The organism is uncultured Kriegella sp. (assembly GCF_963975415.1).
GTDB lineage: Bacteria > Bacteroidota > Bacteroidia > Flavobacteriales > Flavobacteriaceae > Kriegella.
Genome location: NZ_CAXBGN010000002.1, coordinates 407,932 through 420,829 on the forward strand (window position 1 = coordinate 407,932; position 12,898 = coordinate 420,829).

The following is a 12,898-nucleotide window of genomic DNA, read 5'->3' on the forward strand; positions in this document are numbered from 1 at the left end:
TTAGACTTCTTCTGTAAAAATAGCTAATAATTGTAAAACCTTCCTTATTTCTTTCTTAGTATTAAAGCTGTGTATACAGATGCGCAAACGTTCTTCACCTTTGGGAACGGTCGGGGAAAGAATCGGTCGTATGTCGAACCCTTCATTTTGAAACCTTTCAGCCATAGAACGCACCCTATCATTTCCCGAAAAAACGCAACAATGTATTGCCGAAACACTTTGAATAAAAAGCGATTTCAAATTTAATGATTCGACCTGTTGTTCAAAATAATTTATATTTTCATGCAGTTGGGCCTTCTTAGTCTGGTTATCTTCCTCCAGCTTCCCATATACAGCAGAAATCAAAGCTATAGCGTGGGGGGGAAGCCCTGTGGTATATATAAAGCTTCGCGCAAAATTCACCAAGTAAGCTTTTAATGATCCAGAACCCAAAATGGCCGCCCCGTGTACACCAATAGCCTTTCCAAAAGTCACTATTCGAGCAAAAACGGCTTCTTCTAGGCCCATTTGTTGTATAAGACCCGCTCCTTTTTTTCCGAAAACACCGAGCGCATGTGCTTCATCTACCACAAAAAAGCAATTGTATTTTTCATTGATTTCTGCCATGCCCTTTAAGTCGGGGGAATCGCCATCCATAGAGAAAACCGACTCGGTAACGATATATATTTCAGCATTAGACGTACTTTGACTTCGCTCGACCTTACATCTTCTTTCAAGGTCGGTAAGACTATTATGCTTAAATTTAAAGCCTTTGGCATTGCCAAGATTGATCCCATCGCGAATACTGGCGTGTATATATTCATCATACAAAACTATATCTCCACGTTGTGGAACCGCACTGAAAAATCCGACATTGGCGTCATAGCCGGAATTAAAGACCAAAGCTGCTTCGGTTTGATGAAAAGCCGCAAGTTTTGCCTCTAATGCCGTATAATAGGAATGGTTGCCCGTAAGAAGCCTTGAACCTGTTGCGCCATTCCGAATCTTTCTTTTATCGGCAAGTATTTCGGAAGTTCTTTCGTTAAGCGATGCATCTCTAGCAAACCCAAGATAATCATTTGAAGAAAAATCGATCAAATGGCCATTATCGATCAAACTACGGAGTGCATTTGCCCCCTCTCTTTGAGCAAGTTTAACTGTTATTTTTTTTGGAAACCGGACCATATTTCAAATTTACTACCTTTAAAGACGAGTTCTAAAACTTGGTGAATTATTCTTTATCTTTTTTCGATATACTTCACACTATGATTATTTTTAAACAAGTTTCAAAAGAATCTGAACTCCGTCAGATTTTGGAGCTTCAGCAACAGAATCTGAATGCTGTTTTAGAAGCTTCGGAAAGAAAACAAGAAGGTTTTGTCACCGTAGCGCATACATTTGACATATTAAAAGACATGAACCAAGCTTGCCCGCACATTATCGCAATGTCATCCGGTCAAGTTGTAGGTTATGCCTTAAGTATGCATCCCAAATTTGCCAACACCATCGACGTGCTCAAACCTATGTTTTACGAAATAAACAGAACATTGCCAAAAATCGAAAATTATCTGGTCATGGGGCAAATCTGTATTGCCAAGGCCTATCGAAAACAAGGAATCTTTCGCAAATTATATGAAACGATGCAAAACAGTATTGCCCCAACTTACAAAAGCATTATTACCGAAGTAGACGCTAGAAATACAAGATCTATAGATGCGCATTATGCCATTGGCTTCAAGCTTCTAAAAAGTTATCAATACGACGGACAACAATGGCAATTGATTATTCTTGCGTAATGGGCGCTACTTTTACCCAAACATAGTTTTTGGGTTGTGTGGCGTCCAATAGATCTAGATTCAGTTTAAGTGCCACCAATTTCCCCATGGCAAAAGCTGGCTCTGGGTCAATACTCTCGTAAACATTAAAATGTTTATTTTTTTGATACCACAGATTGGTTTCAAAAATATAATTTCCATCTTTTTTAGCCTGTTGGAAGACCGAAACATATTCAACGTTTGGCAATGATGTCCATCGCCCAACATGTATTGGCCCGACACTATACTGAACTTTATACCTTTTGGTGTCTAAATCAAAAAAAACACGTTTTACCGATGAAAACAAAACACCCTGTGTCGTACAAGCAATCGCAAGCCATATGACACCAAAATCCCATTTCGGGGAAACGCCTTCTGAAGGAAAAATTTCGTAACCAAAGAAGAACATACCCGTGAAAACTACTGAAATAGTGTAAAAAAATGAAGCTATCACACTTTGCCAGAACGGCCGATTTCCCTCCGAGATAATGATTTTTCTTTCTTCCATCACTTCAAATAACCAAAAAAGCCATACAACTGTAATTGTATGGCCCTTTTACCTATCTATTATATTCTTACCAACTATTCCGCAAGAACAATTACTTTGTTGTCTTTCATTTCAAGTGTTCCGCTCGAAATTGGCAACACCGTTTTTCCACTAGAATCTTTTGAAAATTTGCTTTCATAAGCCTTATCTATAGTAATATTGCCCTCAACCTTAACATTACCTTTTTGCAATAAAGACACTATTGGCGCATGATTTTCCAACATCTGAAATTCCCCGTCAACCCCCGGCACAGTGACCGAGTTAACTTCTCCGGCGAATAAGGTCGCTTCTGGCGATACAATTTCTAAATACATATTCTATGGTTGTTGGTTGTTAGTTGTCCTTCAATGTTTCAGGCTCTCCAAAACAATAAACGGTCAACTATCGACTAATTACGCTTCAGCAAGCATTTTTTCTCCTGCTTCTATAGCTTCCTCAATGGTTCCTTTTAGGTTAAAAGCAGATTCTGGAAGATGATCAAGCTCTCCCTCCATAATCATATTAAATCCTTTGATACAGTCTTTAATATCTACCAACACTCCAGGAATACCCGTAAACTGCTCTGCTACGTGAAAAGGTTGGGATAAGAAACGTTGTACACGTCGTGCCCTACCTACTGCCAGTTTATCTTCTTCAGATAATTCTTCCATACCTAAGATGGCAATAATATCTTGAAGTTCTTTATATCGCTGCAACAGCTCTTTTACACGCTGTGCACAATTGTAATGTTCATTACCTAAAATATCCGCAGTCAAAATTCTAGAGGTAGAATCCAAGGGATCAACCGCTGGATAAATACCTAATTCAGCAATTTTTCTGGAAAGTACCGTTTGAGCATCCAAATGCGCAAAGGTAGTCGCCGGCGCTGGATCCGTTAAATCATCTGCAGGCACATAAACCGCTTGCACCGATGTAATGGAACCTCTTTTTGTTGAGGTAATACGCTCTTGCATGGCACCCATTTCAGTTGCCAAAGTAGGCTGGTACCCTACCGCAGATGGCATACGGCCCAAAAGTGCCGATACCTCAGAACCTGCTTGCGTAAATCGGAAAATATTGTCAACAAAGAACAATACGTCTTTCCCTTGACCGTCACCGGCCCCATCACGGAAATATTCTGCAATGGTCAATCCTGAAAGCGCTACACGAGCACGTGCTCCAGGAGGTTCGTTCATTTGTCCGAAAACAAAGGTTGCCTTAGACTGTTTCATGGCTTTTTTATCGACCTTCGAAAGGTCCCATCCGCCATCTTCCATAGAATGAAGGAAATCGTCACCATATTTTATAATGCCAGATTCAAGCATTTCCCGCAATAAATCGTTCCCTTCCCTTGTTCGTTCACCTACACCGGCAAAAACTGAAAGTCCACCATGACCTTTTGCAATATTATTGATCAATTCTTGGATCAATACCGTTTTACCTACACCTGCACCTCCGAACAATCCAATTTTACCACCTTTTGAGTATGGCTCGATCAAATCGATAACTTTGATACCTGTAAAAAGCACTTCTGTCGAAGTAGAAAGGTCTTCAAATTTCGGGGCCTCACGGTGAATAGGAAGGCCATCTTTTCCTGTTTTAGGTAAATCCCCAAGTCCGTCAATGGCATCTCCAATAACGTTGAACAAGCGTCCATACACATCATCACCAATCGGCATTTGTATGGCATTTCCAGTAGAAAGCACCTCGGTTCCACGGCTCAAACCATCGGTCGAATCCATAGAAATTGTTCTAACCGTATTTTCACCGGTATGCGATTGCACTTCCAATATCAATTTAGAACCATCCTTATTGGTGATTTCCAAAGAGTCATAAATCTTGGGAAGGTCCGCTCCCGATTCAAATTCTACATCGACCACTGGCCCAATAATCTGGGATACTTTGCCTGTAACTTTAGCCATTCTATTGCGTATTTATCTTTTTAAGATTAACCTAGATAAAAAAACCAGGCTTGGAAGCCTTTGTTTTTCAGGCTGCAAAGATAGGTTTTCAATCTTAAATAAGAAACTACTTTTTTCTTTTTTTAAAACCCCTAAAAAAACCGTCATTTAGAATGTTTCATTATAGTTTGCAACCTACAACAGTTATTGAAGTGTCGGGGCGTAATTGGTAGGGAAATTTCCTATATCGACCAAAGACCCAGAGGCCTCAAAATTCGACCCGTACGTTGCATCGATAGCCTTCATAAACTCATTGGCGATTACCGCATACCCTTTAGCCGTAAGGTGCACCCCGTCTAAGGAAAATGCCCCACCGGTAACCAAACTAGCGGTAAGGGTGTAGTCACCGTCAGTGAATCCACTACTTGCCAAAGTCTGCATCATCGCGTTTGCATCGACAAATGCAAGTCCAGCACCATTGGCTGCGGAAGCAATTGTCGCATTAAAACTATCGGTTGCCAATTTTATTTCCGCTTGCTCTTCAGGTAACAAAACCCATTTATCTTCCAATGGAAAGCTCACACCTTCCACAGAGAATTGACCTGCCAACTCTAAAGGTAAGTTTTGAGCAACCAGAGCTGCAACGGAAGCTTCATTGACCGTTCCGATCACTGAACTACTTGGCAATACGAACAAGTCGTTTTCATTGGCTTGCCTTGTTTGGCCATAGGTTGTGCCCAATAGGTTAGCAACAAGCGGAGCGGCTTCTTCCGAAAGGCCGAACTGTTGCACAAAAATTGAAAATGCAGGGTTTGCATTTAAAGCATCTATTATTTGTTCGGAGATATCCGTTAGGTTTTCATCCTTAATAACTACCGCACTGGCCTCAGTTTCCGAAAAAACAACATTTCGTTCTGGTTGTCCCAAGGCCGTATAGACTTGATTTAAAGCACCAAAAATAGTGTTCAACGTAGGTATTTGAGGACCAAAATCAGGATTTGTCGGATCCAAAGGATTATAAGGTACTGTAGTAAAATGCGGAATGGTATTTACATACGGTATATTCGCCATAACCCCTTGCGCCCCTCCAGAGGTCAAAGTAGTCACCAAAGTATTAATTGCAAAGTCGAATGTAGTTTGCTCTGTGATTGGATCCGTACCATCGCCTCCTTTAGTCGCATAGCCCAATACATCATTGCTACCGGCCCACAGCGTAAAGAAAGTTGGAGATTGCGCCATGGCCAATTCCAATACGCTCGCATCAGGTGTAGCTCCTGTCATTCTAACAAAATATGGATTTGCCAACATTGCGGGTAAATTGGCAATATTGCCATATCCCGGTGCAATCAGGTGAAAACTCTTGGCCCCGGGAACGCCCATATTGTTAAACGGCCCTGTAGGGTTATTCAAAACAATATCGGTGGTCGGCATAACGTCTCCGATCAAATCGGCCAAATCAACGGGGCCTTCCCCGTCAAAAACCAATCTGGGGTTAAAACCATCTATCTGTGTCCCACCAGCGAGCAGCCCTCCAATATTATCATTGGTCAATGGTTGGGAAAAGCTACCTCCACCTACGAGGGCAAACTGCGCAGCCAATGTATTTGGCATTGAATTTTCTTGTCCCGATTTGAACAATGCATTATCGGTAAAACCTGCGGTCAAAGAATTTCCGATGGCAACATACGTCGAAAAATCCGCTGAACCCGCAGTCAACTGTGGTGGCGTCTCAACCATTTCTTCCATCTGATCTTCGGGTAAAACGTCTTCGGGTTCATTACACGCCGTAAAGCCTATCAACGCAGTGAGAAAGGCAAAGTAATTTATATGTTTTATTTTCATGATTTTCATGGTGCTATTTTTTTAGTTATTGATTGTCCACCCTACATAATACATAGACCCAATAAAGCCTGTTCCGAAAGCCGTGAAATATTCATCTCCCAAAAGATTGGTACCACCGGCCTTAAATGTAGATTTTATACTCGGCACACTATAGCTTATCTGGGCATCCAACGTATGGAACTCTGGCACCAGGCCATCTCCAAAGGTTGCTTCCCAGTAGTAATCATCACTAAATCGATAGGCAATATTAAAACCAAAGTTCTCAAAGAGCTCGGTGTTTCCAAAACTTGCCTTGAACTTGTGTTCCGGCGTGTTAAAATTTGTCGTAAAATCAGGATATTCTTCCTGATCAAAATCTAGTTTCGAAAAAGTATAACTTCCACCTAAATCAAAATTGCCAAAAACTTTTAGTGATAGCCCTAAAGACGCCCCATACGAGTTAACGTCGGCTTCAGCGTTTGTATATGTACCATACCCTACATAATCACCGTTAACTATGGCGGCCACCGACAGGCTATTATCACCAACCGTTCCGTATAAAGGTGCTGCAACAGATTCTTGGGAAATAAAATCTTTATACCTATTATAATAGGTACTAAAATCTACTATGAGGTTACCGAACTTACCTCGATAACCGATTTCAGCAGACGTCACTTGCTCCGGCTTTATTAAGTCAGGACTCGCTATTGCACCTGGATCAGCCAAAACAGCAGGATTCCCGGTAGCGGCAAATTCTTCCAAGGAACTTACAGTATATGAGTTATTATAGGCTGCCGCCCCTGTTTGGGTTATGGTTGCCGGTTGACCGGACAATTGTGCGGCACTGCTTACATCATACGGCTTTGAATATCTATCCAAATTTGCAGGTGCGGAACCTACCAAAACGCCTTGACCTGAGTCTAGCCCAATAAATAAGTCTTGGGTAGTAGGGTTTCTAAAACCGGTCTGTACAGATGCCCGAAGGTTATGATCTCTATTAACCGTTAACCCTGCTGATATTCTCGGAGAGAGGTAGCCATCAAAAAATTCAGATTTATCATAACGTGCAGAACCCGTTAATTTCAAATTCATAGTCTCGCTTAAATCAAAGTCTTTCTGTATCTGCGTATAGACACCAAATTCTGAATAATCTATAGCCCCGTCAAAGTCGGTATAAATGGTTCCTCCCGAATTCAAACTATACTGTCGGTAAGAACCTCCAATTTGAATATCTGCAAATTCGGTCAAATGGCTAAAATTATAGTTAGCATCTGCGTGATAGTATTTCGAAGCATCTTGAAATTTAGACCCGGTCAGTAAGCTAGGGTCATTTATACTTCTGTTAAAAGCTGCCTGAAATTCAGGCGACCCGGGCTCATATCTTCCTTGTTCGGCTACCGCTCTTGCCGCATCGTGCTTTTGCTGCGTGGTTAGCCCTTGGGGGTTGCCACTTAATTCAATTCCCGCATAGGTGCCAATATAATCTTCAAACCATTGTAAGTGTGGCTTCCAAGCATTAAGAATATTAATCCCCGTAAAAAGCATATCGTAGGAATCCCCAGCTTTGTCAGCAACCAGATAGCCTCTCAAGAAGAAGTTGTCGTTTTTTATTTCCAATTTATGCTGTTCCTGAAAAAAACCGTCGATATTGTATCGGTTCAAACCTTGATATATGGTCGTTCCCGTTCCCACCTTACCTACATAAGACAATTCTAGGCTATTATCTACAATTGGGCGGTAATAAAGTCCCCAATCGGCTTTTACACTTTCAGCTTTATAATCGGTCAAGTCTCTTTCGTTATACCCTGTTCTTGAAACGACGACATCTGGAAGAATACCTAGACCCGAAGCCGATCGAATGTTTCGTGCCACCTCATCGCCATACACATTTATACCATTGTACGAAGGGTTCGCCCTTGTTCTACCCTCAACAAATTTATCAACCTCACTTGTCGCCTGCCAATCGGTACCCCTCAGGTAACCGAAGTTAACTTTTGCGGCAAACTTCTCGTTAAATTTATAAGCGGCCCTGAAACCTACATCGGTATACGAATTATCACCTGCCGCTTCTTGCGAGGTAATTCCCCGTTTAATGGATACGCTTATGCCCTGATGATCAAAAGGGTTTTTGCTACGCATAAATAAAATACCGTTAAATGCGTTCGCACCATATAGTGCCGATGAAGCCCCTGGGAGCAGCTCTACACTCAGCACATCGGTTTCGACCATACCCACCAGGTTTCCGATGGGAAAGTTCAAAGCGGGAGTAGAATTGTCCATACCATCTACCAATTGCATGAACCGGTTATTGGCAAATGTTGCAAAGCCCCTAGTGTTAACCGACTTAAAAGTCAAACTGTTCGTGTTGACATCAACACCCTTTAAATTTTCCAAACCATCATAAAAATCGACCGAAGCTGTATTTTTTATTTCTTTCAGCCCCAAGCGTTCTACGGTTACGGGCGATTCAAAAATACGTTCCGGCGTACGCGAGGCCGAAAGAACCACTTCATCTAAAAAAGTTTGGGCCTCTGTGAGAACAATCGCCAACGTTTGATTATTCGATGTCACTTCGGCTATGGCATCGGAATAGCCCAGCGTTGTGATGCGCAACTGAAAAGGAGGTTCTTCCTCCGTTTCAAGAAAGAAGTTTCCGTCAAAGTCTGAAGTAGTTCCGATAGCCTTGTCAACAATGACGATATTGGCACCCGGTACTGGATCTCCATTCTCATCGGCTACGCTTCCTTTGATATTAGTCTGTGAAAAGGCAATTGCCCCCAGCAACAGCAGGAGGACGAGTAGTACTGTTCGCATAGTATTTGAGTTATATAGTTTTACCTTAGCAATTTACGGAATTTTTTAGTCCAAGAATACGAAAATGAAAAAAATTATGCATGCATAGTATATTTTTCTCAAAAAGAGGACTCCAAAATCCCAAATCCACAAAAAAAGCCCATGAATCAATTCATGAGCTTTGTAGGAAAATAACTCTTGGTTCTTATTCCACGGTAACAGATTTTGCCAAGTTCCGAGGTTGATCAACATTACATCCTCTCATAACCGCTATATGATATGATAACAATTGTAGGGGTATCGTAGTTAAAAGTGGGGTTAGGCTTTCAAGTGTTTCAGGAACTTCGACCACATGATCAGCAAGTTCCCTAACCTGGGTATCCCCTTCGGTAACAATTGCAATGATTTTACCCTTTCTGGATTTTATCTCCTGAATATTACTGACCACTTTTTCATAATGTCCTTTTTTGGTAGCAATTACAAAAACAGGCATTTGTTCATCGATTAAAGCAATAGGCCCGTGTTTCATCTCGGCCGCAGGATATCCCTCAGCATGAATATAACTAATCTCCTTTAATTTTAAAGCGCCTTCAAGTGCTACGGGAAAATTATACCCCCTGCCTAAATACAGGCAGTTCGTAGAATCTTTGTAGACATCTGAAATCACTTCGATGAGCGCATTGGACTCCAACGCTTTTTCCACTTTAGCCGGAATAGTCTCTAATTCGGTCAAAAACTCATGGAATTTTGATTGCGAAAAAACACCTTTTTCTTTTGCCAATTTTAGGGCCATCAGCGTAAGAACCGTAATTTGGGTAGTAAAGGCCTTTGTAGAAGCGACTCCAATTTCCGGACCAGCGTGTGTATATGCCCCTGCATTAGTCTCTCGAGCAATAGAAGAACCCACAACATTACACACACCAAATACGAAAGCGCCTTTTTTCTTGGCCATCTTTATAGCCGCCAAGGTGTCGGCTGTTTCTCCCGACTGTGAAATAGCAATCAATATATCTTTGTCTGTAATTACGGGGTTTCTATATCGAAATTCCGAGGCATATTCGACTTCCACAGGAATTCGAGCTAAATCCTCGAAAATGTATTCGGCCACCAAACCGGCATGCCAAGATGTACCGCAAGCAACGATAATTATTCTATTGGCATTCAGAAACTTCTCTAAGTGCTGATCTATACCTGCCATACGAATCAATCCCTGATCTGCTAGTAAACGCCCACGATAGGTATCTAAAATCGCTCTTGGCTGTTCGTATATCTCTTTGAGCATAAAGTGGTCGTACCCCCCTTTTTCAATTTCCTCAAGATTTAATTGCAGCTCTAAAATATTTGGGTAGGCGATGGCATCATCTTTGATCTTTCTCAATTTAATTTCCTTGCCCAACCGAACAATCGCCATCTCTTCATCTTCCAAATAGACCGCATTATTTGTAAATTCTATGAACGGTGATGCATCGGAAGCAATAAAAAATTCTTTGTCTCCAACACCAATAGCCAACGGACTGCCCAATTTGGCCACAACGATTTCATCTGGTTTTTGTTTATCGAAAACGGCAATAGCATATGCCCCGACAACCTGGTTCAATGCAATCTGAACCGCCTTGCCCAATTTCACGTCTTCGGTCTTTTTAACTTCTTCGATCAGATTTACCAATACCTCGGTGTCGGTATCGGATTGAAATGTATATCCCCTGTTGGTCAACTCTTTTTTAATAGACTCATAATTTTCAATGATTCCATTATGTATAATGACCAAATCTCCAGAATTAGAGTAATGTGGATGTGAATTTACATCGTTGGGAATACCGTGGGTAGCCCAACGGGTATGACCCAACCCTAAGCTTCCTTTAAGGGAAATAGTAGCCTCAGACCTCTGTTTCAAGTCTTCGACCTTACCTTTTGTCTTTGAAAGATTTATGTTGTTGCCGTCGTATAGTGCTATTCCGGCACTGTCATAGCCACGATACTCCAATCTTTGTAGTCCTTTAATAACAATGGGATAAGCTTCTCTATGGCCAATATAACCTACAATTCCACACATAGTATTTTATTTCTAGTTCGGTTAAATTCTTAATATTGAGCAAATTTACATGATGTAGGGAGATAATCATGTGGTTTACGGACATATAACGTAAATTTTCCGTAAGTAGCACTTTGAGGTGGCTAAAAATTATGTGATTTTGAAAATTATCTCATAATCTGCATTTAAATATTTGGATAATAAGTACTTAGTCAGCCTTGGTATATGATATTTCAAGTTTTAATTTATTGTCGACAGGTGTAGTGCCTGTGCTTCCGTAAAGAACGGTACCCAACGGAGTAATAGTAGAGGCTGCCGGAATATCTTCTTCTATATCATTGGCCAACATAGCGTTGCTCTCAACAGTTCTGGAGATATCAGGGGTAATTGTCAACCCTAAATCGACATTGGTAGAATCTCTCAGCACCAAATCGTTGATATAATCGGTTATTCGAACAGTATACTTTTTAGCTCCCGTTCCCGAATCGTCTAAAACTCCTCCATAATTCAAATAGAGACCCTGTAAGGTTTCCGAGGATGATGTTTCAGTGGCATAGTCAATAAGCGGTTCATTGGTACCAGCCTTGTACATATACAATCTCAACGGCTCTTCTGCCAAGGGCGAAGTATCATCAACATAAAACACAAGATTTGCCTCATTAACAATCCAATTATTGACCCTAATCTGATTAATTATTCCTTCGGCATTATCTTTGTTTTCGTGAAATAACCTTATTTGCGAAAAAGAACCCGCGCCACCCTTAAGATACAGTCTAGAAGCATTCTCAGGTGTATCCATACTACTAAGAATTTCTGGAGGATAAGTGTCGTTCACAAAAGTATTTACCGCATTGCCCGTTATAACACCGCTCGTATTACGCAGTAGTCCGAGTACATAATCACGCTCCTTCTTTTCAACTTCGCCATCAGTGCTATTATAACTATCGTACTCGTATGTAATCGTAATATTAGCGCTCGTCAAATCTAACAAGAGCATAATATCATCATCAATTGATTCTACAGATAAATGAACCCCCCTTAAGAACTCGCCAAAATTTGCTTGGCTCAATAATTCAGAACTTCCTTCTTTATCCAAGATGTTCTCTTGAAAAAAGCTATTGCTCAATGGAATTCGTATTCCTGGTGCCAAATGTATTTTTGTCAATGATTCATCAACATCTTCTGTGGTTTCGCTATCTTCGGGGGTCAACAACATTTCCATATCACTAATCACCACGTCTTCAGTCGCCAACACATCACCAACAAAAGTAGGCGCAAATTCCTTATTCGAAAAGTACTCTTGCGCTTGTTGAAAATTGGTGTTCGGATCTAGGTTACGTAAATAATAGGTTGAGCTCTCCACTTTCAGGGAAAAAGTATGTGACGTTCCGTCTAAATTATTGGGCAGGCTCTTTCCATTCACATAAATACTATCGATATTTATACGCTTTGCAAAATTGTTCTGAATCGTATCATTGACCGAGCTTAGCGGGTTTGTACCATTCGCTCTTTCCTGATTATCCGTAATACCATCACCGTCACTATCACTAGCTGGATCTGCGCTATCGACATCAAAAGCATCATCGACTCCGTCGCCATCACTATCGCGAAGCGCTTCGGCCTGTGACAAATAGGGTATATATAAATAGACCTCCTTTACTTGTTCATTATCCGGCACTGTAGTATCGTCGCTATCGGCGGCCGCACTATCCTCCCCTTCTTGACTAAGCCCCCCAAATATCGGATTTCCGGATGCAAGTGTCAACTGCGAGGTAATTCTTGCTTCTGTCTTTCCATAAATGGGGTCATTAAAAACCCCTAACTGATAAATGGGCAGTTTATTGGTTCGAACAGCTTCTATCTTCTTATTATAAGCAAATACATCAAAAACCTGTTTGTTGGTCGTAAAAGGAGAATCGCCCACTACTTGGGCCCCTATAGTAGTCAAGTCTTCCTCACAGGAACCTAACATTACTACAACCAGAAAAAAACCTGCCAACGCAGGAAATTTAAATCTACTCAAAAAAGTCAT

At 41.2% G+C, this 12,898-nt stretch carries 9 protein-coding genes; 1 reads left to right on the forward strand and 8 read right to left on the reverse strand.

Going from position 1 to position 12,898, the window contains the following annotated elements:
• On the reverse strand, window positions 1-1,164 hold the full coding sequence (locus AACZ88_RS05620) for an 8-amino-7-oxononanoate synthase (protein WP_339707430.1): 1,164 nt from the start codon (window positions 1,162-1,164) through the stop codon (window positions 1-3).
• 80 nt (window positions 1,165-1,244) lie between these two features.
• Between AACZ88_RS05620 and AACZ88_RS05625 the strand changes: the two genes are divergently transcribed.
• Window positions 1,245-1,775: a GNAT family N-acetyltransferase gene (locus AACZ88_RS05625; RefSeq protein ID WP_339707433.1), complete on the forward strand. Its 531-nt coding sequence runs from the start codon at window positions 1,245-1,247 to the stop codon at window positions 1,773-1,775.
• Here AACZ88_RS05625 and AACZ88_RS05630 read toward each other — a convergent pair.
• The 7 genes from AACZ88_RS05630 to AACZ88_RS05660 form a co-directional block, all read right to left on the reverse strand.
• Entirely contained in the window at window positions 1,762-2,301 is a 540-nt protein-coding gene (locus AACZ88_RS05630) for a hypothetical protein (protein WP_339707436.1), read from the reverse strand. The two genes, AACZ88_RS05625 and AACZ88_RS05630, sit on opposite strands and share 14 nt — an antisense overlap.
• Window positions 2,302-2,375: 74 nt before the next feature.
• On the reverse strand, window positions 2,376-2,654 hold the full coding sequence (locus AACZ88_RS05635; protein WP_339707439.1) for a F0F1 ATP synthase subunit epsilon: 279 nt from the start codon (window positions 2,652-2,654) through the stop codon (window positions 2,376-2,378).
• 78 nt (window positions 2,655-2,732) lie between these two features.
• Window positions 2,733-4,241: a F0F1 ATP synthase subunit beta gene (gene atpD / locus AACZ88_RS05640; protein ID WP_339707442.1), complete on the reverse strand. Its 1,509-nt coding sequence runs from the start codon at window positions 4,239-4,241 to the stop codon at window positions 2,733-2,735.
• A 183-nt stretch (window positions 4,242-4,424) separates the two neighbouring features.
• Window positions 4,425-6,071 carry a G-D-S-L family lipolytic protein gene (locus AACZ88_RS05645; protein WP_339707445.1) on the reverse strand — a complete coding sequence of 549 codons (1,647 nt, stop codon included), beginning with the start codon at window positions 6,069-6,071 and terminating at the stop codon, window positions 4,425-4,427.
• A 12-nt stretch (window positions 6,072-6,083) separates the two neighbouring features.
• Complete coding sequence (locus AACZ88_RS05650) at window positions 6,084-8,855, reverse strand: TonB-dependent receptor (RefSeq protein WP_339707448.1); 2,772 nt, start codon at window positions 8,853-8,855, stop codon at window positions 6,084-6,086.
• Window positions 8,856-9,039: 184 nt separating this feature from the next.
• Window positions 9,040-10,887: a glutamine--fructose-6-phosphate transaminase (isomerizing) gene (gene glmS, locus AACZ88_RS05655; protein WP_339707451.1), complete on the reverse strand. Its 1,848-nt coding sequence runs from the start codon at window positions 10,885-10,887 to the stop codon at window positions 9,040-9,042.
• 187 nt (window positions 10,888-11,074) lie between these two features.
• Complete coding sequence (locus AACZ88_RS05660) at window positions 11,075-12,898, reverse strand: DUF4270 family protein (RefSeq protein WP_339707454.1); 1,824 nt, start codon at window positions 12,896-12,898, stop codon at window positions 11,075-11,077.